Origin of the sequence: Zobellia galactanivorans (assembly GCF_000973105.1) — a bacterium.
Taxonomy (GTDB): Bacteria; Bacteroidota; Bacteroidia; order Flavobacteriales; family Flavobacteriaceae; genus Zobellia; species Zobellia galactanivorans.
Window position 1 is genome coordinate 26,383 of record NC_015844.1, and the last position, 26,587, is coordinate 52,969.

At 42.2% G+C, this 26,587-nt stretch carries 29 protein-coding genes; 10 read left to right on the forward strand and 19 right to left on the reverse strand.

What is annotated here, in order from left to right:
* Window positions 1-86: 86 nt before the first annotated feature.
* Genes rplI through rpsF form a run of 3 tightly spaced genes read right to left on the reverse strand, consistent with a single transcriptional unit; the run spans window position 87 to window position 1,193 of the window.
* Window positions 87-539 (reverse strand): 50S ribosomal protein L9, encoded by a 453-nt coding sequence (gene rplI, locus ZOBGAL_RS00120; RefSeq protein ID WP_013991411.1) that lies wholly within the window; start codon window positions 537-539, stop codon window positions 87-89.
* Window positions 540-551: 12 nt separating this feature from the next.
* Window positions 552-848 carry a 30S ribosomal protein S18 gene (gene rpsR, locus ZOBGAL_RS00125; protein WP_013991412.1) on the reverse strand — a complete coding sequence of 99 codons (297 nt, stop codon included), beginning with the start codon at window positions 846-848 and terminating at the stop codon, window positions 552-554.
* A 6-nt stretch (window positions 849-854) separates the two neighbouring features.
* A complete protein-coding gene (gene rpsF / locus ZOBGAL_RS00130; protein WP_013991413.1) occupies window positions 855-1,193 on the reverse strand; it encodes a 30S ribosomal protein S6 in 339 nt (112 codons plus the stop codon).
* 229 nt (window positions 1,194-1,422) lie between these two features.
* On the opposite strand from rpsF, the gene ZOBGAL_RS00135 reads away from it, so the two are divergent.
* The gene (locus ZOBGAL_RS00135) at window positions 1,423-2,115 is read left to right on the forward strand and encodes a LytR/AlgR family response regulator transcription factor (protein WP_013991414.1); all 693 of its coding nucleotides are present in this window, start codon (window positions 1,423-1,425) and stop codon (window positions 2,113-2,115) included.
* 67 nt (window positions 2,116-2,182) lie between these two features.
* Here the strand turns inward: ZOBGAL_RS00135 and priA are convergent, their stop codons facing one another.
* Genes priA through nadC form a run of 4 tightly spaced genes read right to left on the reverse strand, consistent with a single transcriptional unit; the run spans window position 2,183 to window position 6,915 of the window.
* Entirely contained in the window at window positions 2,183-4,636 is a 2,454-nt protein-coding gene (priA, locus tag ZOBGAL_RS00140) for a replication restart helicase PriA (protein ID WP_013991415.1), read from the reverse strand.
* A gap of 15 nt (window positions 4,637-4,651) precedes the next feature.
* Window positions 4,652-5,092, reverse strand: coding sequence for a DUF2147 domain-containing protein (locus ZOBGAL_RS00145; protein WP_013991416.1), 441 nt, complete (start codon window positions 5,090-5,092; stop codon window positions 4,652-4,654).
* The gene (locus tag ZOBGAL_RS00150) at window positions 5,089-6,057 is read right to left on the reverse strand and encodes a YihY/virulence factor BrkB family protein (protein WP_013991417.1); all 969 of its coding nucleotides are present in this window, start codon (window positions 6,055-6,057) and stop codon (window positions 5,089-5,091) included. Before ZOBGAL_RS00150 ends, ZOBGAL_RS00145 begins: the two co-directional genes overlap by 4 nt.
* Window positions 6,058-6,915 carry a carboxylating nicotinate-nucleotide diphosphorylase gene (gene nadC / locus ZOBGAL_RS00155; RefSeq protein ID WP_013991418.1) on the reverse strand — a complete coding sequence of 286 codons (858 nt, stop codon included), beginning with the start codon at window positions 6,913-6,915 and terminating at the stop codon, window positions 6,058-6,060.
* Between the two features lie 129 nt (window positions 6,916-7,044).
* Here nadC and rlmH point away from each other — a divergent pair, with 129 nt between their 5' ends.
* Entirely contained in the window at window positions 7,045-7,518 is a 474-nt protein-coding gene (rlmH, locus tag ZOBGAL_RS00160) for a 23S rRNA (pseudouridine(1915)-N(3))-methyltransferase RlmH (RefSeq protein WP_013991419.1), read from the forward strand.
* A gap of 65 nt (window positions 7,519-7,583) precedes the next feature.
* Here rlmH and serA read toward each other — a convergent pair whose 3' ends face one another.
* The 5 genes from serA to ZOBGAL_RS00185 all read right to left on the reverse strand — a co-directional run bounded on the left by serA (window position 7,584) and on the right by ZOBGAL_RS00185 (window position 12,270).
* Window positions 7,584-9,476 carry a phosphoglycerate dehydrogenase gene (gene serA / locus ZOBGAL_RS00165; RefSeq protein WP_013991420.1) on the reverse strand — a complete coding sequence of 631 codons (1,893 nt, stop codon included), beginning with the start codon at window positions 9,474-9,476 and terminating at the stop codon, window positions 7,584-7,586.
* A gap of 163 nt (window positions 9,477-9,639) precedes the next feature.
* Window positions 9,640-10,383 carry an alpha/beta fold hydrolase gene (locus ZOBGAL_RS00170; RefSeq protein WP_046287252.1) on the reverse strand — a complete coding sequence of 248 codons (744 nt, stop codon included), beginning with the start codon at window positions 10,381-10,383 and terminating at the stop codon, window positions 9,640-9,642.
* Window positions 10,384-10,426: 43 nt separating this feature from the next.
* Window positions 10,427-11,125, reverse strand: a complete 699-nt coding sequence (locus ZOBGAL_RS00175; protein ID WP_013991422.1) for a DUF3307 domain-containing protein — start codon at window positions 11,123-11,125, stop codon at window positions 10,427-10,429.
* Entirely contained in the window at window positions 11,126-11,734 is a 609-nt protein-coding gene (locus tag ZOBGAL_RS00180) for a SatD family protein (RefSeq protein ID WP_013991423.1), read from the reverse strand. It lies immediately after the preceding gene.
* Window positions 11,735-11,817: 83 nt separating this feature from the next.
* The gene (locus ZOBGAL_RS00185; RefSeq protein WP_046287660.1) at window positions 11,818-12,270 is read right to left on the reverse strand and encodes a methyltransferase family protein; all 453 of its coding nucleotides are present in this window, start codon (window positions 12,268-12,270) and stop codon (window positions 11,818-11,820) included.
* Between the two features lie 87 nt (window positions 12,271-12,357).
* Here ZOBGAL_RS00185 and ZOBGAL_RS00190 point away from each other — a divergent pair, with 87 nt between their 5' ends.
* From ZOBGAL_RS00190 to ZOBGAL_RS00205, 4 genes are all read left to right on the forward strand, one after another.
* Complete coding sequence (locus ZOBGAL_RS00190; protein WP_013991425.1) at window positions 12,358-12,927, forward strand: non-canonical purine NTP diphosphatase; 570 nt, start codon at window positions 12,358-12,360, stop codon at window positions 12,925-12,927.
* Window positions 12,928-13,068: 141 nt separating this feature from the next.
* Complete coding sequence (locus ZOBGAL_RS00195) at window positions 13,069-14,859, forward strand: DEAD/DEAH box helicase (RefSeq protein WP_013991426.1); 1,791 nt, start codon at window positions 13,069-13,071, stop codon at window positions 14,857-14,859.
* Window positions 14,860-14,958: 99 nt separating this feature from the next.
* Window positions 14,959-15,735 carry a carboxypeptidase-like regulatory domain-containing protein gene (locus ZOBGAL_RS00200; protein ID WP_046287661.1) on the forward strand — a complete coding sequence of 259 codons (777 nt, stop codon included), beginning with the start codon at window positions 14,959-14,961 and terminating at the stop codon, window positions 15,733-15,735.
* Window positions 15,736-15,785: 50 nt separating this feature from the next.
* Window positions 15,786-17,501, forward strand: a complete 1,716-nt coding sequence (locus ZOBGAL_RS00205) for an alpha-amylase family glycosyl hydrolase (protein ID WP_013991428.1) — start codon at window positions 15,786-15,788, stop codon at window positions 17,499-17,501.
* Between the two features lie 98 nt (window positions 17,502-17,599).
* Here the strand turns inward: ZOBGAL_RS00205 and ZOBGAL_RS00210 are convergent, their stop codons facing one another.
* Window positions 17,600-18,256, reverse strand: coding sequence for a TrmH family RNA methyltransferase (locus tag ZOBGAL_RS00210; protein ID WP_013991429.1), 657 nt, complete (start codon window positions 18,254-18,256; stop codon window positions 17,600-17,602).
* Between the two features lie 35 nt (window positions 18,257-18,291).
* Between ZOBGAL_RS00210 and ZOBGAL_RS00215 the strand changes: the two genes are divergently transcribed.
* From ZOBGAL_RS00215 to purB, 3 genes are all read left to right on the forward strand, one after another.
* Window positions 18,292-18,984, forward strand: a complete 693-nt coding sequence (locus ZOBGAL_RS00215) for an SIR2 family NAD-dependent protein deacylase (protein ID WP_013991430.1) — start codon at window positions 18,292-18,294, stop codon at window positions 18,982-18,984.
* Between the two features lie 24 nt (window positions 18,985-19,008).
* Entirely contained in the window at window positions 19,009-19,596 is a 588-nt protein-coding gene (locus tag ZOBGAL_RS00220; protein WP_013991431.1) for a hypothetical protein, read from the forward strand.
* Between the two features lie 104 nt (window positions 19,597-19,700).
* Complete coding sequence (purB, locus tag ZOBGAL_RS00225; protein ID WP_013991432.1) at window positions 19,701-21,044, forward strand: adenylosuccinate lyase; 1,344 nt, start codon at window positions 19,701-19,703, stop codon at window positions 21,042-21,044.
* Window positions 21,045-21,125: 81 nt separating this feature from the next.
* Here the strand turns inward: purB and ZOBGAL_RS00230 are convergent, their stop codons facing one another.
* The 6 genes from ZOBGAL_RS00230 to ZOBGAL_RS00255 all read right to left on the reverse strand — a co-directional run bounded on the left by ZOBGAL_RS00230 (window position 21,126) and on the right by ZOBGAL_RS00255 (window position 24,793).
* Window positions 21,126-21,941, reverse strand: a complete 816-nt coding sequence (locus ZOBGAL_RS00230; RefSeq protein ID WP_013991433.1) for a mechanosensitive ion channel family protein — start codon at window positions 21,939-21,941, stop codon at window positions 21,126-21,128.
* Window positions 21,942-22,086: 145 nt separating this feature from the next.
* Window positions 22,087-22,623 (reverse strand): DUF4252 domain-containing protein, encoded by a 537-nt coding sequence (locus tag ZOBGAL_RS00235; protein WP_046287253.1) that lies wholly within the window; start codon window positions 22,621-22,623, stop codon window positions 22,087-22,089.
* A 60-nt stretch (window positions 22,624-22,683) separates the two neighbouring features.
* Window positions 22,684-23,229 (reverse strand): DUF4252 domain-containing protein, encoded by a 546-nt coding sequence (locus tag ZOBGAL_RS00240; RefSeq protein ID WP_013991435.1) that lies wholly within the window; start codon window positions 23,227-23,229, stop codon window positions 22,684-22,686.
* Between the two features lie 59 nt (window positions 23,230-23,288).
* Window positions 23,289-23,831, reverse strand: coding sequence for a DUF4252 domain-containing protein (locus ZOBGAL_RS00245; protein ID WP_013991436.1), 543 nt, complete (start codon window positions 23,829-23,831; stop codon window positions 23,289-23,291).
* Window positions 23,832-23,847: 16 nt separating this feature from the next.
* Complete coding sequence (locus tag ZOBGAL_RS00250; RefSeq protein WP_013991437.1) at window positions 23,848-24,297, reverse strand: hypothetical protein; 450 nt, start codon at window positions 24,295-24,297, stop codon at window positions 23,848-23,850.
* A complete protein-coding gene (locus tag ZOBGAL_RS00255) occupies window positions 24,284-24,793 on the reverse strand; it encodes an RNA polymerase sigma factor (protein WP_013991438.1) in 510 nt (169 codons plus the stop codon). The genes ZOBGAL_RS00250 and ZOBGAL_RS00255 overlap by 14 nt, the downstream gene beginning before the upstream one ends.
* 239 nt (window positions 24,794-25,032) lie before the next feature.
* Between ZOBGAL_RS00255 and ZOBGAL_RS00260 the strand changes: the two genes are divergently transcribed.
* Entirely contained in the window at window positions 25,033-26,523 is a 1,491-nt protein-coding gene (locus tag ZOBGAL_RS00260; protein WP_013991439.1) for a S41 family peptidase, read from the forward strand.
* Window positions 26,524-26,587 lie beyond the last annotated feature (64 nt).

Below are 26,587 nucleotides of genomic sequence, written 5' to 3' on the forward strand. Positions count from 1 at the left end.
TGTTTGTGTTAGTCTTACAAAAATAGGGCAAAAAAAAAGAGCTATGCAGGCATAGCTCTTTGAAGTTATCATGGTGTTATTAACCGTTATTTCTTGTCGGCAACCACCTCAAAAGGGAAATCTACAACCACTTCCCTATGTAATCTGATCTGTGCATTGTAAGGACCTGTACGTTTTACGGCACCACCTTGAATGCTAATGAACTTTTTATCGATAGCGTGACCTTCTTTCTCAAGGGCTTCAGCAAGATCGATGGTAGTAACAGAACCGAACAATTTGTCGGCTGCACCAGTCTTGGCAGAAATTTTCATCTCAAGAGCCTTAAGCGCTTCAGCAGTTTTAGTGGCCGCGTCAACAATTTTCTTCTCTTTGTGAGCTCTCTGTTTCAAGTTCTCTTCCAATACCTTTTTTGCAGAAGGTGTAGCCATAGTAGCCAAACCTCTCGGAATAAGGTAATTTCTTCCGTAGCCATTCTTTACGTCTACGATATCATCTTTAAAGCCTAAATGCTCTACGTCTTGTTTTAGTATAAGTTCCATCTTGCCTTAAATTTATTTTAATAGATCGCCTACGTACGGCATCAAAGCCAAATGACGTGCTCTTTTGACCGCTTGAGCCACTTTGCGTTGGTATTTCAAAGAAGTACCGGTAAGTCTTCTAGGTAACAATTTACCTTGCTCGTTTACCAACTTCATTAAAAAGTCCGCGTCTTTGTAATCGATATATTTAATACCTGATTTCTTGAAACGGCAATACTTCTTTTTAGTATTGGTCTCAATGTTCAATGGGGTCAAATAACGGATTTCACCGTCTTTTTTTCCTTTTGCCTGTTGTTGTAATGTTGCCATAATTCCTTAAGCTTTAGCTTTTAACCTTGTTCTTCTTTTCTCAGCCCACTCAATAGCGTGCTTGTCCAGTTTAACCGTCAAGAAGCGCATGATACGCTCATCCCTTTTGAACTCTTGCTCGTAAGGAGTAATGACTTCACCAGGAGCGGTAAATTCGAACAAGTGGTAAAACCCACTTTTTTTGTGCTGTATGGCATAGGCCAATTTTTTAAGCCCCCAGTTTTCTTTGGAGACCATTTTGGCGCCATTCTTAATTAAGAAATCCTCAAATTTCTTAACTGTTTCCGCTATCTGATCATCAGAAAGCACGGGATTCAAAATGAAAACAGTTTCGTAATGGTTCATAAATGTATATTTTTTAGGATCGCAAAAATAAGAATATTTATCAGACTTTACAAGAAAATGGAAATTTCTTCGTTATAGATTGATAAACCTAACATCTTACATAACCAAATCTTAACCTAATGTCATTGCAAATAACACAAAAAAGGAGGTCAAGTTTACAACAATGTTGTATTTTCGACGGATTTTTTAGTATTTTGTCGATGATTTAACCCCACAAATCGACCCATTTATGAAATTAAGAAGTATTATCGTAGACGATTCGTCCATGCAGCGAATGGCGGTCGCGAAACTGGTAAACAGCCATCCCAACCTTGCTATGGTGGCCGAATACAGTAATGCGATCGAAGCCAAAAATGGTATTAAGAACAACGAGATCGATCTTATTTTTCTTGATGTTGAAATGCCTATTATTAGTGGATTCGACCTACTCGAATCCCTAGAAAATAGTCCGCAAGTAATTTTGATTACCGGTAAACCCGATTATGCCCTAAAGGCATTCGATTACGATGTAACCGATTATTTACACAAACCTATTACACTTGCCCGATTTGATGCCTCCGTTAAAAGAGCAGTTGCCAAATACGAGCAAATGAACCAGGTACAGGAAGACGAAGAACATATTTTTGTCAAAAGCAACCTTAAGAAACGCAAGGTAATCTTAAACGATATCAAATGGATAGAAGCCCTTGGCGACTACATAAAACTGGTAACCGACGAAGCGAACATCGTTATCTTGTCTACCATGAAATCATTTGAGCAACAATTACCGGAAGACAAATTCCTTCGTATTCACAAATCGTATATTGTGAATTTGGAGAAAATAGAAAAATTCAACAGTAAAAACGTTGAAGTTAGTGGAAGGTCCATTCCTCTTAGTAGGAACAAGAAGACCGAATTGGCAGAAGCACTGAGCAATGTCTAGCACTTCTACTTTTTAAAATATCAGTCCCGAACATTCTTCAATGTTCGGGATTTTTTTTGCTTTCCGATTAAATATGGTCCACATTGTATATAACCCGTACACTGCGGTATTGACCAACGGAGTGGAAAGATTTTTCAATTCTTTTGATAGCCGCCTTGGTCTTTACCGCCGATTGGGCATGTGGTATCTTTATCAGCACATTCTTCAAATACAGATTGCGCACTCGTGCCACCGGTGGATATTCAGGACCGAGTACATTACCCCCCAAAGTGGTTCGCAACGCTTTGGCAAACCACTCGGTGGCCTCGTTTAGCTTATTGTATTCCTTATGCTTAAAAGTAATGCGAATGACCCGATTGTTGGGCGGATATTTATATTGCTCACGCTCGTATAGCTGTTCTTTGAACATACTATCGTAGTCATGGGTAGACACTTGCTGTAGTATCTGATGGTAGGGGTTATAACTCTGGATCAAAACCTTGCCCCTTTTCTTGGTCCGGCCCGCGCGACCGGCCACTTGGGTCAACAGTTGAAAACAACGTTCGTGGGCCCGGTAATCCGGGAAGTTCAACAATGAGTCGGCATTCATGATACCCACCAAGCTCACATTTCTAAAATCCAAGCCCTTTGTCAACATTTGGGTCCCTACAAGAATATCCATCTCCTGCTGCTCAAAAGCGGTAATGATTTTTTCATAGCCATGCTTGCCCCGGGTCGTATCTAAGTCCATACGCCAAGTCTTGGCATCAGGGAACAAGGTCTCCAGCTCTTTCTCCACCTGTTCGGTCCCAAAGCCTTTGGTATCCAAGGTAGGGCTTCCACACGCCTGACAACTCTTTTGCAATGCCATATGATAGCCGCAATAATGACACCTCAATTGTTTTTTATACTGGTGATACGTTAAGCTGACATCACAGTTAGGACATTGTGGGGAATGGCCACAGGTAGTACATTCCACTATAGGCGCATACCCTCTTCTATTCTGGAACAGTATAACCTGCTCCCCGGCCTCAAGGGCTTCTTGTATACCGAGAAACAAGCGTTCCGAAAAATGCCCCTTCATCCGGCGTTTTCGGCTCTGCTCCTTTAAATCTACCAATTCTATATCGGGCATAAGTACATTGCCATAACGCCGACTGATCTCGGCATAGCCGTACTTACCGATTTTCGCATTGTAAAAACTCTCTATACTGGGCGTAGCGGACCCCAATAAAATATTGGCCTTGTGCAGTTTGGCCAAAACTACGGCCGCATCCCTTGCATGGTATCTCGGTGCGGGATCAAACTGCTTGAACGAACTCTCGTGCTCTTCATCTACAATGATCAGGCCCAAATCGGAGAAGGGCAAGAACAAGGCCGAACGCGCCCCAATCACAATCTGGGCCTTGTTTTCCTTTAGCAGGACATTATTATACACTTCCACCCGCTCTTGAACACTATATTTAGAGTGAAAGACCGAAACCAGCTCGCCAAAATATTCTTGCAGACGTGAAATCAATTGGGTCGTCAACGCTATTTCCGGCAAGAGGTACAGGGCCTGTTGCCCCCTTTGCACACATTCCTCTATCAACCGTACATAGACCTCGGTTTTCCCCGAAGACGTAACCCCGTGCAGCAGGGTAACCTTATCCTCTTTAAAACTTTCGGAAATATCATCAAAGGCCTTTTGCTGATATTCGTTCAATGCCTTGAGCTCACCACCCTCATCCCCTTCATAGTTGACACGGTCGGTCCTTATAAAATACTCTTCTAAAATACCTTTGTTGACAAGAGACTTTATAACCGATTTTGAGCCCCCACTTATGTTTTCGAGTTCAGTGACCTTGATCGGTTTTTTACTGGTAGCCTGCAATTGAAAGAGGGACAACACGACCTGGCTTTGCTTAGGGGCCCGCGACAGATCGTTCAGAAGGGCTTCCAATTTCGCCTCCTCGAGGTATACTTTCCCCAACTTTACATACCGTATGAGTTTAGGCTTGTACTGTTCGTACATTTCCTCTTTTAGAAGAACGACATTCTTTTCTATAAGTCGATTCAATACGGGCAAGATATTCTTTCGGTCGACAATGGCGCTTACCTCTTGGACCTTTAGCGCCGATTGATGCTGCAAGGCCTCGTATACCAAGAATTCATCATCCTCCAAAGTAGACTCATCTACCTCCTCCTTATCATTACGAAGGATAAGGGTTTCGCTCTCCAATAAAAATGCACCGGGCACCGCACTTCGGAACACCTCCCCAATGGTACACATATAATAATCCGCAATCCACTGCCAGTGTTTAAGTTGAACCGTATTTACGATAGGGTGCTCGTCAAGTATACGGTCGATTTCCTTTGCCTCATAAAGCTTTGGCGCATCGGTATGCACCTGGTACACCAAAGCTGTATAAATTTTAGATTTTCCAAAGGGAACCCCTACCCGCATGCCCGGGCACAAAAATTCCGCCTCTTCTTTGGAAACGGCATAGGTAAAAAGTTTCTCTAAAGGAATCGGTAAGATTACATCGATAAAATACTGCATACTCTATTTGGAATTCTACCCGTCTACACGAATCCAAGTCTGGGTGCGATAAATAAAGGCCAAGTAGCCCCTTACTTTGAGTTCATCAGGATTATCGGGATTGAGCCAAATTTTACATCTAAAGGTCATGGCCTGCTGGGGATCAAAGAGCTTATCTCCCTTATAGACACCATTTCCATGGTGCTCCGCCCCTTCAATGATGGTCATACCCAATACAGGCTTATCTTTTAGCTCACCTTCACATTTGGTACACACGAAATTCTCCTTGCCCTCTTCTACGATTTCGATCACCTTTCCGTGCATCTTCCCATCCTCTTCATAAATCTCTATGATCGCCTTTGGTTTGCCCGTACGGTCATCAATGGTCTTCCATTTACCGAAAACCCCTTGTGAGCGCCCCATTGGGCATAGCATGATAAAAAATATAAAAAAACTTAAAATTGCGTTCGTACTCATTTCTTAGTATATGTTTTTCTTAACGAGTTCAACGAAGCATTAAGCTCGAACCCTAACAGCAATATATTGGAATTTAACCAGATATATACCATAAGAATCAACAAACCTCCCAAAGCTCCGTATAATTCGTTGTATCTGGCGAATTTTTCAACATAAACCCCAAATAAATACGAGGTCAACATGAACAACAAAGTGGTCATAAGCGCCCCAACCGAAAAAAATCGGGCGTGCCTACCCTCGGTAGTCCCAAAATAATACAATATAGCCGTGGTAAAATAAGATAAAAGAACAAAAAACAGCACCTTACCTATTTTCGCACCGACAATATCATTCTGGGTGAGGTCGTACCCCCTAGTTTTAGCGGCCCACACACTAAGATAATCAATTATATACAATTCGAAATAGCCATAGACCACAGCCCCAACGATCAACAATATTGACAAAATCAACCCCACCATAAGGGCATAGATATACTGGCGGAAGAAATTTCGTGTCAACTCTACATGGTACGAATTCTCAAAGCCCCCAAAGATGGCATTGACCCCATTAGCCATTAAAAAAATGGAAAAGAAAAAAGCGGAAGACAAGAGCCCTCCCTGTTTTTGGTCTTTGATCTGCTGGTAAATCTCCCCAAAATAGTCACTCGTGGCCGAGGGCAAAAAAGACTCCAAAAAGAGCAGGAACTGGGAATCGAAATTTTCATTGCCCACACTCACATAGGGCAAGATAAAAGGGATTAGGGTAATTAGAAATATCAACAAAGGAAACAATGCCAAAAATAGGCTAAACGCAATAGAACTGGCCCGTGTTGAAATAGCACCTTGAATGATGCCATGAACATACATTTCCAACAAGTCGTACAGAGATAGCCCTTCAAACCCAGGCAGCTTAACCCCTTTAAAAAAGCGCGCCAACCAATTGATTATCGGAATTTTATCGATTTTCTCTTCTATCTCTTGCGACATTTATACCGCTTTTAGGCTTAAATCCTTATTAAACACCGAATGGGTAAGCGCTCCAGAAGAAATATAGTTCACCCCACACTCGGCATACTTACGAAGGGTATCTTCATTGATACCTCCAGAAGACTCGGTCAAACAGCTATCACCTATCATAGCAACGGCCTTACGTGTATCTTCATAATTAAAGTTATCGATAAGAATGCGATATACACCTCCGGCCTCTAGAATTTGCTTTATTTCATCCAAATCGCGTGCCTCCACTATTATTTTTAGATCTCGACCGGTTTCCCGTAAATAGTCTTTCGTTTTCTGAATGGCCTTAGCAATTCCCCCGGCAAAATCAATATGGTTATCCTTGAGCATAATCATATCGTAGAGTGCAAACCTATGGTTTTCACCCCCGCCAATCTTAACGGCCCATTTCTCCAATGCACGAATACCCGGAGTGGTCTTTCGGGTGTCCAAAATTTTAGTACCCGTTCCTTCCAATAACTTAACGAAGGAATTTGTTTTGGTCGCAATGGCACTCATGCGCTGCATGGCGTTCAAAACCAAGCGCTCCGCTTTCAAAATACTTTGGGACCTTCCGGAAACATAAAAGACAATATCCCCATATTTCACCGGCGACCCATCGTTTATCAGTGTTTCCACCTCCATATCGGCATCTACGTACTTAAAAACCTGCTTGGCAAACTCCACTCCCGCAATAATACCTTCATCTTTCACCAACAACTTGGCCTTCCCCGTAGCCGTATCGGGAATACAGGCCAAGGAGCTATGGTCGCCATCGCCCACATCTTCTCGAATGGCATTGGCTATAATATTATCTATTTCTTTTTGAAACTGTTCTTCGGAAATCATGCTTGGAATTTTACTTAAAGCTAAATTAGTAAATTGTTCGGGGTTTATTGACCTTGTCCCAAGGCTTATTTATTTGTATTGCCATACGTCCTATTCTTGAAGTTTATTATTTCAAATTATATTTGCCCCATGACCATAAAACTTATAGCAATAGGAAAAACGGATAGTAAGTCCCTATTACAGCTCATATCGGAGTACGAGAACAGACTAAAGCACTATGTAAAGTTTGAACTTGAGATTATTCCCGACATAAAAAACGCAAAAAACCTCACGGAAGCCCAACAAAAGGAAAAAGAAGGCCAGCTGATCCTAAAAAAGCTCGGCCCGACCGATGCACTAGTGTTGTTGGACGAAAATGGAAGACAGCATTCTTCGGTAGAATTCTCGGCCTATTTACAGAAGAAAATGAATTCAGGCCTAAAACAGCTTGTATTCGTAATCGGTGGTCCTTATGGCTTCAGTCCTGAAGTTTACGCAAAGGCCAAGGGAAAAATAAGCCTATCTAAAATGACTTTTTCACACCAAATGGTACGCTTGTTCGTGGTCGAACAAATCTATCGAGCCTTCACCATTTTACGGAACGAACCCTACCACCACCAATAAAAAATAAAAACGGCCCTCGTAAAAGAGAGCCGTTTTTTATATAACATCTGTATCAGTATCAACGACTAGTACAAAACCCTAAACTTAATAGTGTTCTCTACTTTTTTGAGCGCTTTGATAACATCTTTATTGTACTCCTTATCTAAATCGGTAATCACATAGCCTACCTCGCTATCCGTAGACAAATATTGTCCGGAGATATTCAAGCCGTATTTGGCCAATACCTCATTGATCTTAGCCATAATGCCCGGTACATTCTTGTGTATATGCAAGAAACGGTGTGCGTTCCGTTGTTTTGGCAAACGGATATTCGGGAAGTTCACCGCATCAACAGTATTCCCTGAATTGATATAATCCATAATCTTGTTCGGAACGAAATCGGCAATATCGCGTTGCGCTTCTTCGGTACTACCACCAACGTGGGGCGTAAGTATTACATTTTTCAAACCTTGAAGCGGCGTATAAAACTCACCGTTGCTACGCGGCTCTTCTGGATATACATCTATGGCGGCACCGGCAAGTTTACCTGATTTCAAGGCATTGGCCAAGGCATCGATATCGACAACGAAGCCTCTTGACAAGTTAATGAGCATGGCGCCATTTCTCATCTGGCTTATTTCACGCTCACCGATAAAATTCTTATTGGCCTTGTTATCATCGATATGTAAGGTAACTACATCGGAAACATTCAATAAATCTTCTAAGGTATTGCATTTTTTAGCATTACCCATTGACAGTTTATCGTCAACATCATAATAATAAACACGCATACCCACGGCTTCCGCTAAAATGGAAAGTTGCTTCCCTATGTTACCATAGCCGACAATTCCGAGGTTCTTACCACGCACTTCCCTTGACCCTTCGGCCGTTTTTTGCCATTGCCCGTTGTGGATCTCACTACTTCTGGCAAAAACACTTCGCATCAGCATGATGATCTCACCAATGGCCAACTCGACCACGGAACGGGTGTTGCTATACGGCGCATTGAACACTACCACCCCCTTTTTCTTGGCGTACTGCAAATCTATCTGGGTAGTACCGATACAAAACGCACCGACCACCATAAGTTTGTCGGCCGCATCCAATACCTTTTGGGTCACTTGCGTTTTAGAGCGAATACCCAATACGTGTACCCCCTTTATTCTCTCTATCAGTTCGTCTTCCGGTATACTGTGTTTTACAAGTTCTACCGAAAATCCTTCTTCAGACAAATTCTTAAAAGCGGCTGGGTGGACATTTTCAAGAAGCAATATCTTGATTCTGTTCTTTGGGTATGATATATTACGTGGCAAATCGTTCACAAATAAAAATTCATCCATATTAGGAGTTATATAGTCAGCGTTCTGGGCTGCTTTTTCGCGATGTACATTTTCGGTATAAGCAAAGAATTTATCGGCAATTCCGGCTTCGCGCATAACGTAATCGCTATAACCATCACCAATAACCTGAACCTCGCCTTCAAGGTTCATTTGCTTAAGACATTCAATTTTTCCGTTATGCTGTGAAAGTACGTTTTTTGAATCAAACCCGACAATATTTCCTTCTTCATCAAATTCAAAGGTATTGGCATAAACCCTTTCGGATGGAATATTGTACTCCTTGACGATAGGATCGATAAACTCTTTGAATCCACAAGAAATCACATAAATATCATCTGAAAATTTCTCGAAAAAATCTTTATTGGCAGCAATAGACTTCGATATCTTATGACGCAACTCCTCTACTAAGGGGCCTAAATCGTCTTTATGGGCGTTCAACAACTTTATACGTTGCTCCAAGGATTCGGTAAACGATATATCGCCATCAATTCCCAAATTTGTAATCTCCTGAATACGACGAACGATTTCGTCTCGATCCGACTTGCCTTCCAAGGTCATTTCGGCCAGCACATCTAAAGCTTCGACCCTTGTTAAGGTACTATCAAAATCGAATATGTATTTCCTACCTGTCTCTACCATGGCTTTGCTAAAAAATTAAGGGACAAAAATAAAGATTATTTCTGTCCGAAGTCCACTAAAATGCCTAAAAGTTACTCCTATAACTAATCTAGCTTTTTTTGATAGGGAATTTCATGTTTCCAAGGAGGAAAAAACACGGTCGAAAGCAAGCAAGAAAGCCGGTTTAATCTAAAAATGAGACCACGGCTTCGGAAAAGGCCTTTGTTTTGTAGGTGCCGTTATGATCACCTTCAACAATGACAAATTCACTTTTGGGAATCGCCTTATGCAGTTCTTCGGGACTACCATTATCGGTATCCCCATCCCCCGCAATGACCAGTACTTTGGCCTTCACATAGGCCAAATGGCTTTTTCTGGTGTAAGGTTGGTAGCGCTGTTGTAGATAGAGACTTCTAAAGTCGGCACCTACCGATTTCGCATAGGCTACGGCCTCTTTCGTTTCTTCGGTGACCCTTCCGGCAAAGGCTTTCATAAATTTAATTTTCCTAGGCCACATATAGTCGGTAAAATCGATGCCCATACCCCCTAAAACCGCCTTTTTCACCCGCTTGTCGCGCAACAAAAGTTTTGCCAGCACAATACTGCCCCGAGAATACCCAATGGCCATATATTTTTTTTGCCGCAAGTGCTGCATAAGAAACATAACATCCATTACCTCGGCATCAAAATCGTAGCCTTCCTCGGTCTGGGGCTTGTCCGACTCCCCATTACCCCGAAGATCAAGGGCGACGACCCTAAACCCTTCTTTCAGCAACTGTTTCTTTAGTTCGGTTTTCTGCCAAGATTCCTTGGTATTGATAAACCCATGAATAAGTAAAACTACCTTTCCCTCACCCTCATCGGTATAAGCAATTTTTGTATCGTCGAAAGAAGTAAAGAATTTGGTCTGGCACCGTGCCGTGACCATTGACAACAAAAAAACGAACGGCAGAAGCAGCCGTATCCTTAATTTACGCATTGACATAAATGATTCCTGTAATTATGGCAAGTCCGAAACTCAACAAGGTTCCTATTAAAATATACTCGGTAAGTTTACGGTTATTGCTTTCCTTTAAATCGTTGAACCTAAAAACCGATTTGGCCCCTATCAGAAGACCTATAGCTTCCCACCTTCCCATAATAATGAACATAAGAACGAACAACCGCTCTATTATGCCTATATACTTTCCGGCGTTGGGCAATGATTTATGATCCAATTCAATTTTGTCCGACATGGCTTCCAGCAATTTCCCCATGATAATCGCGGCAGGAGAACTGACGAATACGATCGCAGTGACCAAAGGCCAATCCAACCCTTGAAAAAGAGCCATTGTATGTTCGGTCAGATTTCCGTAATACACACAACAATACAACACCAATATATGAAGCACCTGATCTAAAAAGAACGGAACACTTTTAAGCCTGAACCTAGGCGTAACGTACAATTTGGCCAAGTCGATAACATAATGTGAAGCCGCAATGATCAAGGCTATTTTCCAATATTGCAAATCCCACACCAATAGCATGATCAACGCAAAGTGAAGCAAAACATGCAGGTAAAGGTATCTCGACTTTTCCCTATTTGCTTCCTTATGAATTACCCAACGGCTCGGTTGCAACAAAAAATCGCCAATCAAGTGGGCCAGTAAAAGTTTAGTGAACAGAACCATCTAACTTAATTCTTTTAAAGTTTTTGAATAATACGCAAGTAATTCCTGTACCAAATCCAGACGAGCCCGTTTTTGACGTTGGCTTACCGCCGACTGCTGAATATTGAGCCTTTCGGCAATTTCGCGTTGCGAAGCATCAGGATAATCTAAAGCCAACACAATAATCTCTGCCGATACAGGACTCCAGTCATCCATAAAGTGCAGCGCCAACTTTAACATGAGATTTAAGGTCTCATCAATAAAACCGTTTCCGGTAGCAATGGTCAAATTAAGCTTCTCTTCCTTAAGGGACTCAAAAGTTCTACCCGACCGATGATAAGCCGGACCGTTGGACTCACTCACTCCGACCCCCTTAAAGGTTTCACTGCCCAAACCAATGCCCATACGAACATCCAAGCCCTTTACCGTTTTTATCAAGGCCTTTATATGTATGGCCGCACGCAAGGCATCTTCCTTGGCTATTTTCAACTGAAACTCATCACCCCTATAGACCTCCCAATCGATGGGCGAACTACCAAGCCTAGACAGGTAAGCCTTGAGAATGCCCAACCACTCCGACGAGTTGTGGTTTTCTGAATTAATGATGTCTCCCGTAATTATTGCTACCATAACTATATAAGCTAAAACGCTAATATATTAAAATATAAGTCAAAAAGCTAATATTTTTAATTATAAGTCATATCGCTTATACATCAGAACCACCTCCGAACATTGAGACAATACTGTCTGTACTCCTTACCAAAAAGCTCTAAAAGCGCCGTTTCTTCAGGAATGATCTGAAATCGGTTCATATAGGCCACAAAACCCGCCGCCAACAAAGTATTGAATGCATTCCCCAACCAAATACCCCAAACCAGTAACACCATCAACAAAGCCAAGTACATCGGATTTCTAGAATAGGCAAAAATACCCCCCCGAACCAACCGACTTGCCTTTGAAGGCGCCGTAGGATCAATAGTAGTGCGCAGCCTGAAGAATTGAAAAAGGGCCCAAGCCGCGACTATAGCCGCAAAGAACAACAATACCCCCATCAGGTAATATCGGCCGAAAAAATCAAAATACCCGAAAGGCAAAAATGAAGCCAGTAAATACATCAAACCGGCAAAAACCAAAAAAACAACCGCGGGAGGTATCTTCAACTCCATAATAACATATTTATAGCTTTTCAAAATTACTATTTTTGCCACCACTAAAAGCATCCTACTAAAAACAATCTCAAATTTCAACCTTATATGAAACTGGTTTTCGCAACGCACAACAAGAACAAACTCGACGAGGTAAAGGCACTCGTACCCTCACATATCGAACTGGTTTCATTGACCGATATCGGCTGTTTTGACGAAATACCCGAAACTGGAAGCACCTTAGAGGAAAACGCCCAACTAAAAGCCGATTACGTTACCGAAAATTACGGCTTACCGTGCTTTGCAGACGACACCGGCCTTTTAGTAGACGCATTAAACGGTGAACCCGGGGTCTTCTCCGCAAGATATGCCGGTGAAGGCAAAAATGCCGACGACAACATGAACAAACTTTTGACCAAGTTAAAAGACCACCCTAATCGTTCTGCACACTTTAAAACAGCAATAGCCCTAAACCTAAACGAAAAAAAATACATGTTCGAGGGCATAGTGGAAGGCCATATAACCTCGCAAAAAACAGGGGGTGGCGGTTTTGGCTATGATCCTATTTTTCAACCCAAGGGATACAAAAAGACCTTTGCCGAAATTCCCTTGGAAACCAAAAACCGTATCAGCCACAGGGGCCTAGCCATTCAAAAATTATTAGATTTCCTTCGATAATCGCTATCTCGATAATTAAACGTACCTTTGCACCTTAATTTTAACGCCGCCGGTATGGCAGGTGTTGCTCCGAGTACTAAGGTTATATACGATAATCGCTCTATGCAACACACCTATTAGCGATTTAAGTATACCTTTTTTATGACAAAATTTGAAGCATTAGGGCTAAGTCAGCCCCTATTGGACGCTGTGAAGGACATGGGTTTTGAAAGCCCTTCCGAAGTACAGGAAAAAGCAATCCCAATTTTATTGGAAAGCGAAACGGACCTCGTGGCGCTTGCACAAACAGGAACCGGTAAAACGGCCGCCTTTGGTTTTCCGTTAATTCAGAAACTCGACAGCAACAGCAGAACTACCCAAGGGTTGATACTCTCCCCTACCCGCGAACTTTGTTTGCAGATTACCAACGAGATTCAGGCTTACTCCAAGTTTGTAAAAGGTTTGAACACCGTTGCAATTTATGGTGGGGCCAGCATCACCGATCAGGCCCGACAAATCAAACGTGGCGCACAGATCGTTGTGGCAACGCCCGGTAGAATGAAGGACATGATCAGCCGTGGCCTAGTCGATATTACAAAAATCGACTACTGTGTTCTCGATGAGGCCGATGAAATGCTCAACATGGGCTTTTTTGAAGACATAAAGGATATTCTTTCGAATACCCCTAAAGACAAATCTACTTGGTTGTTTTCAGCTACTATGCCCAGGGAAGTAGCTACAATCGCCAAAAAATTCATGCATAGCCCTATTGAAATTACGGTAGGAGCAAAAAATGCAGGAACCTCTAACGTACAGCACGAATATTACGTAGTTGGCGGAAGAGATAGATACCCCGCCCTTAAGCGACTTGCAGATGCCAACCCCGATATTTTCTCGGTAGTTTTCTGTAGAACGAAAAGAGACACACAACGCGTTGCCGAAAAGTTAATCGAAGACGGATACAACGCAGGAGCATTACATGGCGATTTAAGCCAGAACCAACGAGATTTGGTAATGAACTCCTTCCGTAAAAAACAAATACAAATGTTGGTCGCTACCGATGTAGCGGCTCGTGGTATTGATGTCGATGACATTACCCATGTTATCAACTACCAGCTTCCCGATGAAATCGAGACCTATACCCACCGTAGTGGCCGTACAGGTAGAGCCGGTAAATCCGGTATTTCAATGGTTATCGTAACCCGAAGTGAAATGCGGAAGATCCACGCCATAGAGAAAAAGATCCAACAAGATTTTATCTCTAAGAAAATTCCAACGGGTATAGAGATTTGCGAAATACAACTTTACCACTTGGCCAACAAAATAAAGGAAACCAAGATAAACAAAGACGTAGAGAATTACCTTCCCGCCATTAACGATGTTCTTGAAGGAATAGACCGTGACGAGCTTATCAAAAAAATCGTATCGGTTGAGTTTACGCGTTTCTCTAACTATTACAACAAAACCAAAGACCTCAATTCATCCGGTTCTGACGACCGCGGAAGGGAAAGAGGCGAAAGAGGTGAAAGAAATACGCACGCCCCATCTAATGGTTCGGTACGTTACTTTATCAATGTAGGGGAAAAAGACGGTTACGACTGGATGTCATTAAAAGACTTCCTTCGAGACACCTTGAATCTAGGTAAAGAAGACGTTTACAAAGTTGATACGAAAGACTCGTTTTCTTTCTTCAATACCGAAGCGGAACACACCGAACAGATCCTTCAGTTTTTTACCGACTTCAAATTAGAAGGCAGGTTCATAAACGTTGAAGTATCTAAAAACCCCGGCGGAAGCGGCGGCGGCAGAGGAAGAAATGACCGAGGCAGAAAAAGAGATCGCGATAACGATCGAGGTGGCAGGTCTAGAGGTAGGGACAGAAGTTCCTCTAAAGGAAAACCCAGCCATTCGGGAAAAAGAAGAAGTTCAAAAAGCAGAAGCGACTTCTTTTAAGCCCCTAACAACTTATATTTAAAGTTAATTGTATATTAAAAAATACGCTTCGGCGTATTTTTTTGTTTTGTTTAGTACATTTAAACTATGCTTAAAGTAATGAAACCAATTGTATTCTTTTTCTTCTTGTTTTCAACCCTTTCCATTTTTGCGCAAGACGACGAAGAAACCGAAGTAAGAGATATAACAGCCATCGTTGTTAACGCACAAACCGACGCCCCCATGGAGAGTGTCCACATTGTAAACCTCAACAAGGTGGTGGGTACCATTACCAATGGTGAAGGTCAGTTTACCATTACCGCCTCCGTCAACGACACCCTTTATTTTTCATTTCTCGGATTTAAGTCGCAAAAAATCAGGGTTACCAATGACATGTACAAGTTCAAGAATACAAAAATTGCCCTTACCGAGCTGGCATACGCCCTTGAAGAAGTAATCGTCAAGCCCTATCAGCTTACCGGCTACCTTGAAATCGATGTCAAGAACGCCCCTATAAACAACGCATACCAGTATAGTATTTCAGGACTTTCGGTAGGTTACGAGGGCGGAAATAAGAATCCGAGTGCCGTAACCAAGGTATTGGGCGCCATTTTAAACCCCGCCGATTTACTGCGCAACCTCTTTGGGAAACAGCCCAATCAAATGCGAAAGCTGAGAAAAATGAAGGAAGATGACCAAATCCGCGATCTTTTGGCATCGAAATTCGACCGAGAAATCCTTACCGAACTCCTTCAAATAGAGAAGGTTGACATACAAGACATCCTCAACAACTGCAACTATTCAAAATCGTTTATCACCACGGCCAACGACCTACAGATCCTTGACGCAATAAGCAGCTGCTACGAAGAATTCAAGGTCTTAAATCGTAAAAAATAAATTTTCTATTTCCCATAGCATTTTATAGCTTTAGGGAAAATAGATTTCATATGAAAAGACTGCTCTACGCGGTTGTTGTTTTTTCGATTTTTATCGCTTGTAAGGAAGAGCGAAAAGAAATTATAGAAGAGGTACCCGTTAAGACCGATTCGATAGCCACCCATGTTGAACCGGTAAAAAACCTTCCATTCTCCTGGGAAGCGGCCAATATCTATTTTTTATTGACGGACAGGTTCAATAACGGGACTACCGAAAACGACCTAAACTACGACAGAACGGAACCTACGGGCCCCTTAAGAGGGTTTATGGGAGGTGACATACAGGGCATCACCCAAAAAATAGAGGAAGGTTATTTTTCCGACCTCGGCATCAATGCCATTTGGTTTACGCCCGTAGTAGAACAAGTTCACGGAAGTACCGATGAAGGCACCGGCAACACCTATGCCTATCACGGCTACTGGACCAAGGATTGGACAGCCCTTGACCCCAATTTTGGCACGCGAAAAGACCTGGAAAAAATGGTAAAAGCGGCCCATAAGCACGGTATTCGTGTATTGATGGACGTTGTGCTCAACCATACCGGCCCGGTTACCGACAAAGATGAGGCGTGGCCCGAAGAATGGATACGAACCTCGCCCACATGTGACTTTACCTCTTACGAAACCACGGTCGAGTGTACACTGGTAGAAAATCTACCCGACGTTCGAACCGAATCGAACGAAGCGGTCGAACTCCCCGATGCCCTTTTGGCCAAATGGAAGGAAGAAGGCCGACTTAGCCAAGAACTAGACGAACTTCAACTTTTCTTTGAACGTACGGGATACCCAAGGGCGCCCCGTTACTACATCATCAAATGGCTCACCGATTACGTAAACCACCTCGGTATAGACGGTTTTAGGGTAGACACCGTAAAACACGTAAACGAAAACGCTTGGTCGGAGCTCTATAAAGAAGCTTCCTTTGCCTTTGAGAATTGGAAAAAAATGCACCCCGATAAAGTGCTGGACGACCAGCCCTTCTATATGGTAGGCGAAGTGTATAACTACGGGATTTCCAACGGAAGGGAATTCGACTTCAAAGACAAAAAAGTAGATTACTTTGCCCATGGCTTCAAAAGCCTTATCAACTTTGAACTAAAGGAAGATGCCAAGAAAGATTATGAATCGATTTTCCGTAAGTATGACAAAATACTACGCTCACAACTAAACGGAAAAAGTGTGGTCAACTACCTGACCTCCCATGATGACGGACATCCATACGACATTGAACGTAAAGACCCTATCAGGGCCGCGAATATCTTAATGCTTACACCTGGGGCTTCCCAAATTTATTACGGAGACGAAACCGCCCGTAGCCTCACCGTAACGGGCACTGAGGACACCCCCGTACAAGGCGATGCCTCATTGCGTTCGTTCATGAATTGGGAAGAGCTCGACAGTCTGCCCAAAACCAAAGAAATCTTTGAACATTGGAAGAAATTGGGTACGTTCAGAAGGAAGCATTTGGCCGTCGGGGCGGGCATTCACAAAAGACTGGGAAAAAGCCCTTATGTCTTTAGCCGCAGTTACTCCGAAGGCGATATAAAGGATAAAGTGGTTATCGGACTCGACCTCCCCAAAGGCAAAAAATCACTTTGGGTCAAAGGCTTTTTCGGAGATGGGACCAAACTATACGATACCTATTCCGATACCGAAGTCGTGGTACAAAACGGAAAAGTGATTCTTGAAAACGACTACAACATCGCACTTTTAGAACACAAAGAATAAGCCTTACATATAATATATCGGTTGTAAATTATATACAATAAAAAAGGTCGCTTCTACCGAGAAAAAGGAAGAAGCCTCCCCTTAGCTTATATATTTTATTAGCCCTCCACTTCGTACCGCTTTAAAATATCGTCAATACTTTTAATCGATTTTTTCGTCCAGTCAAGACGTTTTTCCAGTTTTTCGGCATCGCTCAGCTGCCATTGCAGGTCGGTAGCCCTAAGTTTTACGGCCAAATGCTGTAAAATAATGGCCGCGGAAACCGATATATTCAAACTTTCGGTAAAGCCCAACATCGGTATCTTTAAAAAACCGTCACTCTGCTCCATAGCCTCTTGACTCAAGCCTGTGCGCTCCGTACCGAACAAAAATGCCGTCTTTCCCTCTATTTCAAAATCTTCCAAAAAACGGGAATCGTTGTGGGGGGTAGTCGCAATGACCTTGTACCCGTCCGATTTCAGCCTTTGGATACACTCGTTCGTACTTTTATATCTATGTACATCTACCCACTGCTGGGCCCCCATAGCGATTTTATCATCTAATCGCTTACCATACCTAGATTCTATTACGTGCGCCTCTTGAATGCCGAACACCTCACAACTGCGGATGACGGCACTGGTATTGTGTAATTGGTACACATCTTCAATAGCTACCGTTAGTAATTTTGTTCGGTCTTCCAATATTTCCAAAAACCGTTGTTTTCGTTCTTCTGAAATAAAATTTTCCAGATATTCGAGAAGTTCTTCCTTAACCATATATCGAATATAATAAAAACTCTATTTTTATAACGATGAAGAAAAAAATTACGATTTTGACCGGTGCCGGAATGAGTGCGGAAAGCGGCATAAATACCTTTAGGGATGCAGGAGGACTATGGGAAGGGCATGACGTTATGGAAGTCGCTTCACCCGAGGGTTTTGCCAAGAATCCGGAACTCGTTCTCAATTTCTACAACCAAAGGCGACGACAACTTCAACAGGTAAAGCCCAACCTGGCCCATAAGGCCTTGATCGAACTTGAAAAACTATTCGATGTCACCATCGTTACCCAAAACGTAGATGATCTTCATGAAAGGGCAGGCAGCTCAAACATAATTCACCTTCACGGGGAATTACTCAAAGTACGAAGTACCGGAAATGAAAATCGCGTCCTCGACTGGACCAAGGACCTCAATTTAGGGGACCGCTGTGAACAAGGCCATCAATTGCGTCCGCATATCGTTTGGTTCGGTGAAGCCGTTCCCCTTTTGGAACAAGCGGCCATTGCCACCCAAAATGCCGACATCCTTATCATTATCGGTACATCAATGCAAGTATATCCCGCAGCAAGCCTTATCGACTATGCGCAGGGGCATGTACCTATTTATTTTGTCGACCCAAGACCCAGTGTTTCCGAAAACCACTACAACCATCTCACCGTTATAGCCAAAACCGCGGTAGAAGGGGTTCCCGATTTGGTGCGTGACCTTATCGAATCGATTTAACTACACTAACGCCTACCATCGAAAATGACTGAAAAGGAACTGTACCAATCGTTAGACTACGTAAACCACTCACGCGAGAAACGGGCTGAAATGGCACTCCTGGTCACTACAAATCCTCAATTGGTAAGGCCTTTGCTCAAAATTGCCTTTGAGGTAGACAACCCCATATCCAATAAGGCCTGTTGGGTCTTGGAATTTACGGCTAAGGAAAACCTTCCCTTTCTTTACCCCCATTTAGATGTTTTTACCGCCAATCTCGGCAGGGTACATTTTGACTCCGCCGTACGGCCCCTTGCCAAAATTTGCGAGTTTTTGACCAAGACCTATTTCTCAAAACAAAAAAACGAACTACAGGCGATTATGACCGAAACGCAACTTGAACGCCTAACCGCGGCATGTTTCGATTGGTTGATAGGAGAGCACAAAGTAGCGGCCAAAGCCTATTCCATGACCTCATTATGGCTACTCGGCCAGAGGTATCCATGGGTCCACCCCGAACTAAAAATGATCTTAGAACAAAATTATCCAGAGGGAAGTGCCGCTTATCAAGCTAGGGCGAGGGAAATTTTGGCCAAGTTAAAGAAGTTGTCGGCCCAAAAAACGAGTTATTAACTTTTTAACTACAACTTTTTAGTACAAGACACCTAAAAACCTTTTAAAACTAGCCATCATAAGGTATCTTTGCTTTTTTTCGAAAATCAACCTTATACAACATTATGTCGCTAAACGCTTTGAACGCTATTTCGCCTATAGATGGGCGCTACAGAAGTAAAACTGAACCATTGGCACCATTTTTTTCGGAGGAAGCCCTTATCAAGTACAGAGTACGGGTTGAAATCGAATATTTTATAGCCTTGTGCGAAATTCCATTACCCCAACTTTCAGGGTTCGACCACGGCAAATTTGAGGCGCTACGCGAAATCTATATCAATTTTGATACGGCCGACGCACAAGAAATCAAAGAAATAGAGAAAACCACCAATCACGACGTAAAAGCGGTGGAATATTTTATCAAGAGTGCTTTTGATAAATTAGGCCTATCGGCCCATAAAGAGTTCATTCACTTCGGACTAACCTCCCAAGACATCAATAACACGGCCATTCCGCTCTCTATCAAAGAGGCTACCAATGAAGTATACGTACCCGAATACACGGCCTTATTGAACAAAATCGAGGAGTTGGCCAAAGAATGGGCCGACATCCCCATGTTGGCACGAACACACGGACAACCGGCATCGCCAACCCGTCTCGGTAAGGAAATAGAAGTTTTTGCCGTACGTTTAAAAGAGCAGTTCAACCTCTTGAACGATATCCCCAGTGCCGCCAAGTTTGGAGGGGCTACAGGAAACTATAACGCACACAAGGTCGCCTATCCTTCTATTGACTGGAAAGCTTTTGGAACCCGATTTGTACAAGAAAAACTAGGGCTGCATCACTCCTTCCCTACGACACAAATTGAACACTACGACCATATGGCCGCCTTGTTCGATACCTTAAAAAGGATCAATACCATAATTCTTGATTTAGACCGGGATTTTTGGACCTATGTTTCAATGGATTATTTTAAACAACGCATCAAAAAAGGTGAAGTTGGATCATCGGCCATGCCGCACAAGGTAAACCCCATAGATTTTGAAAATTCCGAAGGTAACCTAGGTATAGCAAATGCCCTCTTTGAGCACCTATCGGCCAAATTACCGGTTTCCCGTTTGCAACGCGACCTTACCGACAGTACGGTTCTTAGAAACGCCGGAATGCCCTTTGCCCATACGGTAATCGCATTTCAGTCAACATTAAAAGGATTGAACAAACTCTTGTTGAACAAAGAGAAATTTGAGCAAGACCTTGAAAACAACTGGGCCGTAGTAGCCGAAGCCATTCAGACGATCTTACGAAGGGAAGGCTACCCCAACCCTTACGAAGCATTAAAGGGACTCACCCGTACCAATGCCAAAATAGACCAGAATTCCATTGCCGATTTTATCGATACACTTGAGGTTTCTGAAGAAATCAAACAAGAGCTTAAGGTAATTACCCCGAGCAACTATACCGGAATTTAAAAATTCAATAAATCCCTTAACAAAAAAAGGCCGCAAATTGCGGCCTTTTTGGGGGGATAATGGTTAGTGTTTAAGTAGCGATTATCCTTTTCTTTGTATTTCAACCTGATGTGGGTAAGGAATTTCAATTCCAGCCTTATCAAGAGCAAGCTTACAGTTTTCCAAAGTTCCGAAATATACATCCCAGTAATCTTCTGGCTTACAGAACGGACGCACTGCAAAGTTTACAGAACTGTCGGCCAGTTCCGAAACGTTCACCGATGGTGCCGGATCTTTTAGAACCTTGGGGTCTGAGGTAAGTACATTGAGTAAAACCTCTTTTGCCGTTTTTATATCTTCCCCATAACCTACTCCTATGGTCGTATCAACCCTCATTTTACCTTCTGCGGTGTAGTTGATGATATTTCCGTTAGCCATTGCCCCGTTGGGTATAATGGCCAATTTATTGTCTGGCGTTATAATTTTGGTCGTGAAAATTTCTATTTCTTTCACTACGCCCAATAAACCTTGCGCCTCGATCAAATCCCCTATACGATAGGGTTTGAATATGATAAGCAAAACCCCTCCTGCAAAATTCGATAATGACCCTTGCAAGGCAAGACCTATGGCCAAACCGGCAGCGGCTATAATGGCTGCAAAACTGGTTGTTTCAACCCCCAATTTGGAAATTACCATGATGATCAAGAAAATAGTCATGGTCCATTTGACCAAGCTCAACAAAAACTGTTGCAACGACTCGTCATAACTTTTACGGGCCATACCTTTTCTCAGTACTCCCATAATCTTCTTAATGACCCATGAGCCGATAAGGTAAATTAATATTGCGCCCAATACCTTTGGCCCGTATTCGACGGCAAAATCAATGCCTTTGTTCATCCATACTTCCGCTTGTTCCATAATAGTTTCTCTTTATCTTAGGTTAGTGCTATATTCTGTAAGACACTCCATTTTTCTAAAAGTCACTTAAAATTTTAAATTTTGACCAAAAAAAAAACAAACCATGGGTTTTGGCTTGTTTTTTTGATGAATCTGTTTGCTTTTTTTACTTCATAAAGTCGGCTATCTTTGAGAGTTCTCCCCCTTGGTAATCAGACTTTTCCAAGACCTTTACGAACTGGACCATTCTAGCGGGATTCATATTTTTACCCAAAACGCGAACGACCACAAAACCTTTGTCTTCATTGTCTCCATAAATAACCACCTCATCAATGGCATCGTCATCACCGAGGTATTTTATGGTAGCCTTACCAAATTCAGTGTTCATTTTCATAAGCTCGGTAAAGTCTTCATTTTTCAAAATGGACTTTATCACCGCCTTCTCTTTCTGAAAATCGACCGCATTGGCATCGGTTTTTTTAAAGGCCAGTACGTTCAACTTTTTTAAGGAACCTAATCCCTCCTTTTGTTCTTCGGTCAATTGGGCTTTCTCAATGTTCAACAAGCCTACAGGCAGATCCAAGGTCAAAAAATTGGGATTTTCCGAATTTGCAACATAATACTGTTGCAGGCTAGGTGTGGAAGTGCAAGCACTTGTAATACCTAGGAGCAGTACCGCTATAACCCATGTTATTTTTCTCATGTACATATTTTTTAGAATATTGAATTGTATTTAGGTATTCCCTTAGCAGGTGCTACCTTACTACCTCTCCCCTACCTCGTTTAGTTCTTTCGGAAGATCCATCTTTTTGGTCAGGGCCCCGATTTTGTTCAGGTCGATATCGCCTGTCATAGATACCAGTACACTTTCAAATTTTCTATTATCGACACCTAGCTCATCGCTATTGATGTCGGATACGAACAACAAAAGCTCACTTACATGGTCTTCGTCCCTACCTTGTTTAATATAAAATTTGACCGTGGCATCTTTGTCCCTCACCTTCATCAACTCCTCCAATGAAGATGAGTTCAAGTATTTTTTTACGGTTTTGCCCATATCCTCGGAGATCCGGGCATCTTCCGTAATAAATATCTTAATCCCCTCTAAGCCTTGGGCGATATCGGCAAAATCTTGGGCATCTTGGTCGCTTTCGTCAAAGGCGGCAATATTGCCAGCCAATCGAATCATACCCTTGTTTATGGTGACAGAGCCTACATCTTTCATATTATCGTACTTATCGAAAATAGATTGAGAGCTGCCGAGAAACGGTAATACTGCCAGTACTAGAAATACACTTAGTTTTTTCATGATTGTTCGTTTTAAGATTAATGATCGTTTTTGATTATTGATTGATGATGATTGATTTATTATCTGTTTTTGCCCGCTTCGTTCAATTCTTCGGGCAGGTTCATTTTTTTCGTCAAAGAACCTATCTTGTTCAAGTCGATATCGCCAGTAAGGGATAACAGTACCGTTTCGAATTTTCTTCCGTTTACATCTATATCGTTCTTCATACCGGTCACGAACATCAAGAGCTCGCTCACGTGGTCGTCATCTTTACCGCTACGGATGTAAAACTTTACGTTGGCATCTTTATCCTTTACCCGCATAAGTTCTTCCAACTTGGCCGATTTAAGGTATTTCTCTACCGATAGTTTCATATCTGCAGAAATCGCCTTGTCTTCGGTAATGAACACTTTTAGGTTGTTAAGGCTTTTGGCGATATCCATAAAGTCTTTTGCCTCGGGATCATCAACCTCAACGTCTATTTTACTCAAGAGGTTGAACATACTGCGGTTCACGACCACGGCACTGACTTTGTCCAGGTCTTCATACTTATCGAACAGGGACTGTGAAAAGCCCATAACCGGAAACACTGCTACTATTAGTACTATTAATATTTTTTTCATCTTTCGGATTTTTATTTTAATTCTTATTGTAAATTTTATCTTTCGCCTCAACAAATTCGTTTAAATAGGCCATCTTCTCCGTGCCCCTCTCCATATTTTGGGCCAATAGGTCTAAGGCTTTTTTGGTTTCGTTATAGGCATATTGGGCCTGTTGCTGTTCCAGTTCCTTTTCATCATAATAGGTTTTTCCAAAATAAACACCGAGCATCAGCACTGCCGCCGCCGCTATCGACAACCATTTATACAGGCTACTTCCTCCTAGTTTCTTTTCAGGGCCCAAATCAAGGGGTTTTGCAAACCTTTCTTTTTTGGCCTTGGCGACAAAACCGAACAAAGGAGCGTATGGCTTTAGGTCGTCAGGTATGTTCTCTTTAGAGAAATAGTCTCTCAACACCTCTTCTTCGGCCACCGTTGTATCGGCTTCAAAGTATCTTTCGAGCAATTTTTTTACGTTATCCAATTCCATAACTGTGTTTTTGCATTAATTTTTCCCTAACGGTCTTTCTCGCCCGAGATAGGGCCACCCGTACTGCCGTTGGCTTCATCTCTAACATATCGGCAATTTCATCGTAATCATATTCTTCAACATCGCGCAACTGCAAGACCATTTTTTGTTGCTCCGGTAAATCTTCCATAATTTTCTGTACCCAAGAGACACTATCTTTGGCCTCTACTTTTTTCTGTAGCGAACTACCGCCCTCCTTATAATTGGTATGAACCAGTTTCAAGTTTCCGGCCTGTTTCGATTTTAGACGATCTAAACAGAAATTCTTTGTCATGGTCATCGCAAAAGCCTCAACGTTCTTGTACTGCCCCATATTCTTTTTCTTCGCCCATAGCTTCAACAGAATCTCTTGGGTGGCATCCTCAGCCTCTTCCCTAGAAACCAGCAAACGTTTTGCCAAACGATAGAGCTTGTCTTGAAAAGGACCGACAATCTTTAAAAAATCTGCCTGTTGCATTGTTTTGGTCGGGTTACTATTGAACACTTTATAATGAGGTCTTCATAATCAAGACGAGACACTTCTGGTTATGTTACAAATATTTTTTAATTTTCGCTTTGTAAGCTATTACTACAACTTTTTACTAACTGTTTACGTATACTAACTTAAACGATTTAAAATAAACTCCCCCATTATATTATCATGCCTTTTTTGGAACGGTAATTGATTCGGTAGTTTTACTTCACAACAAAAAAGCTATGAAAAAGTACCTCTTATTATTGTTGTCCGCAGGGCTATTCTTTACCAGTTGCAAAAACGATGACGATATTTTCCCCGATGACAATGGAGATGAAACCCAAAAAACGGCAAACGATTACCCCGTACAAAATTTCATGTACCAAGTAATGAATTCATTTTACTTCTGGCAAGAAGATGTTCCCAATCTGGCCGATAGCAAATTTAAAAGTCTTGATGACCCGGATTATATTTCTTTTTTGGCTTCCGAATCTGATCCCGAAGCCTTTTTCAATAGCTTATTATTTGAAGATGATCGTTTTAGTTTCTTAAGGGAAGACTATCACGATCTGGTAAATAGCTTTCAAGGGATATCAAAAAGTAATGGCCTTGAATTCGGTCTTTCTTTATTTGGTGACAATAGAGATGTTTTCGGATATGTACAATACGTTGTAAAAGATTCCGATGCGGATAAAAAAGGCATGAAAAGAGGCGATATTTTTCTTACCGTAGATGGAGAGCAACTTTTTTACAACTCTGCAACGGACAACAACTTCCACTTGTTCAACGAAGATAGTTACACCTTGGGAATGGCCGATATTATCGACAAGACCATTACGCCTAACAATAAAAAAGTCACCTTGACCAAAGAAGAGGGCCTAACGGAGAACCCTATTTATTTATCTACCGTTATCGAACATAATGGCGTAAAAGTCGGCTACATTATGTACAATTCCTTTATAGCCAGTTATGACGATGAACTGAACGAGGTCTTCGGAAACCTTAAAGCCGAGAATATAGATGAACTTGTGCTCGATTTCAGGTATAATCCCGGTGGACGAGTTACATCGGCAATACAAATTGCCAGTGCCGTGTACGGTACCAACACCGATGAACTTTTTCTTAAGGCCCGTTACAACGAAAAGATCATGGAAACATTCGACCCTGGCGATGGAGAAGAAAATTTTGTGGACACGACCTTTGACAGCAAGACCCCACTCAACACCTTAAACCTAAAGCGTGTATTTGTCATAGCAACAGGAGCCACGGCTTCGGCCAGTGAATTGGTAATGAACGGACTTGCACCCTATGTTGACGTGGTCCACATTGGTGAGAATACCGTTGGAAAAAACGAATTCTCGAATACCTTCGTCGATGATCCCGAAAACAACTATTTCTACAATGAAGATTACGAAGATAGAATAAACCCTGACAATCAATGGGGCATACAACCATTATTGGGCCGCAATGAAAATGCCGATGGTTTTTTAGATTACACCAGTGGCCTGGTTCCAGACTATGAACTAGATGAGGACGCTGGCAATCTAGGCGTTTTAGGCGATGCCGATGAACCCCTACTTGCCCTTGCCCTATCGGTGATTTCAGGAGAAACCGCAAAACGAAGTTTCGAACCTCTTATATCGGTCGATTTCGTTTCTAGTTCAAAAATGTTCAAGCCCGGCGCGAACAAAATGCTGATGGATGGCTTGATAAAACCGTTAAAATCAAAATAATACAAATAAAGCTCACTAATTTTACGTTGTGATATAAGGGTGGATGCGGTCGTTCACCCGTAAA

Excerpts from the sequence above, each read along its gene's own strand:
- rplI (WP_013991411.1), bottom strand. The coding sequence starts at position 539 with ATGGAACTTATACTAAAACAAGACGTAGAGCATTTAGGCTTTAAAGAT.
- rpsR (WP_013991412.1), bottom strand. The coding sequence starts at position 848 with ATGGCAACATTACAACAACAGGCAAAAGGAAAAAAAGACGGTGAAATC.
- rpsF (WP_013991413.1), bottom strand. The coding sequence starts at position 1,193 with ATGAACCATTACGAAACTGTTTTCATTTTGAATCCCGTGCTTTCTGAT.
- ZOBGAL_RS00135 (WP_013991414.1), top strand. The coding sequence starts at position 1,423 with ATGAAATTAAGAAGTATTATCGTAGACGATTCGTCCATGCAGCGAATG.
- priA (WP_013991415.1), bottom strand. The coding sequence starts at position 4,636 with ATGCAGTATTTTATCGATGTAATCTTACCGATTCCTTTAGAGAAACTT.
- ZOBGAL_RS00145 (WP_013991416.1), bottom strand. The coding sequence starts at position 5,092 with ATGAGTACGAACGCAATTTTAAGTTTTTTTATATTTTTTATCATGCTA.
- ZOBGAL_RS00150 (WP_013991417.1), bottom strand. The coding sequence starts at position 6,057 with ATGTCGCAAGAGATAGAAGAGAAAATCGATAAAATTCCGATAATCAAT.
- nadC (WP_013991418.1), bottom strand. The coding sequence starts at position 6,915 with ATGATTTCCGAAGAACAGTTTCAAAAAGAAATAGATAATATTATAGCC.
- rlmH (WP_013991419.1), top strand. The coding sequence starts at position 7,045 with ATGACCATAAAACTTATAGCAATAGGAAAAACGGATAGTAAGTCCCTA.
- serA (WP_013991420.1), bottom strand. The coding sequence starts at position 9,476 with ATGGTAGAGACAGGTAGGAAATACATATTCGATTTTGATAGTACCTTA.
- ZOBGAL_RS00170 (WP_046287252.1), bottom strand. The coding sequence starts at position 10,383 with ATGGTCACGGCACGGTGCCAGACCAAATTCTTTACTTCTTTCGACGAT.
- ZOBGAL_RS00175 (WP_013991422.1), bottom strand. The coding sequence starts at position 11,125 with ATGGTTCTGTTCACTAAACTTTTACTGGCCCACTTGATTGGCGATTTT.
- ZOBGAL_RS00180 (WP_013991423.1), bottom strand. The coding sequence starts at position 11,734 with ATGGTAGCAATAATTACGGGAGACATCATTAATTCAGAAAACCACAAC.
- ZOBGAL_RS00185 (WP_046287660.1), bottom strand. The coding sequence starts at position 12,270 with ATGGAGTTGAAGATACCTCCCGCGGTTGTTTTTTTGGTTTTTGCCGGT.
- ZOBGAL_RS00190 (WP_013991425.1), top strand. The coding sequence starts at position 12,358 with ATGAAACTGGTTTTCGCAACGCACAACAAGAACAAACTCGACGAGGTA.
- ZOBGAL_RS00195 (WP_013991426.1), top strand. The coding sequence starts at position 13,069 with ATGACAAAATTTGAAGCATTAGGGCTAAGTCAGCCCCTATTGGACGCT.
- ZOBGAL_RS00200 (WP_046287661.1), top strand. The coding sequence starts at position 14,959 with ATGAAACCAATTGTATTCTTTTTCTTCTTGTTTTCAACCCTTTCCATT.
- ZOBGAL_RS00205 (WP_013991428.1), top strand. The coding sequence starts at position 15,786 with ATGAAAAGACTGCTCTACGCGGTTGTTGTTTTTTCGATTTTTATCGCT.
- ZOBGAL_RS00210 (WP_013991429.1), bottom strand. The coding sequence starts at position 18,256 with ATGGTTAAGGAAGAACTTCTCGAATATCTGGAAAATTTTATTTCAGAA.
- ZOBGAL_RS00215 (WP_013991430.1), top strand. The coding sequence starts at position 18,292 with ATGAAGAAAAAAATTACGATTTTGACCGGTGCCGGAATGAGTGCGGAA.
- ZOBGAL_RS00220 (WP_013991431.1), top strand. The coding sequence starts at position 19,009 with ATGACTGAAAAGGAACTGTACCAATCGTTAGACTACGTAAACCACTCA.
- purB (WP_013991432.1), top strand. The coding sequence starts at position 19,701 with ATGTCGCTAAACGCTTTGAACGCTATTTCGCCTATAGATGGGCGCTAC.
- ZOBGAL_RS00230 (WP_013991433.1), bottom strand. The coding sequence starts at position 21,941 with ATGGAACAAGCGGAAGTATGGATGAACAAAGGCATTGATTTTGCCGTC.
- ZOBGAL_RS00235 (WP_046287253.1), bottom strand. The coding sequence starts at position 22,623 with ATGAGAAAAATAACATGGGTTATAGCGGTACTGCTCCTAGGTATTACA.
- ZOBGAL_RS00240 (WP_013991435.1), bottom strand. The coding sequence starts at position 23,229 with ATGAAAAAACTAAGTGTATTTCTAGTACTGGCAGTATTACCGTTTCTC.
- ZOBGAL_RS00245 (WP_013991436.1), bottom strand. The coding sequence starts at position 23,831 with ATGAAAAAAATATTAATAGTACTAATAGTAGCAGTGTTTCCGGTTATG.
- ZOBGAL_RS00250 (WP_013991437.1), bottom strand. The coding sequence starts at position 24,297 with ATGGAATTGGATAACGTAAAAAAATTGCTCGAAAGATACTTTGAAGCC.
- ZOBGAL_RS00255 (WP_013991438.1), bottom strand. The coding sequence starts at position 24,793 with ATGCAACAGGCAGATTTTTTAAAGATTGTCGGTCCTTTTCAAGACAAG.
- ZOBGAL_RS00260 (WP_013991439.1), top strand. The coding sequence starts at position 25,033 with ATGAAAAAGTACCTCTTATTATTGTTGTCCGCAGGGCTATTCTTTACC.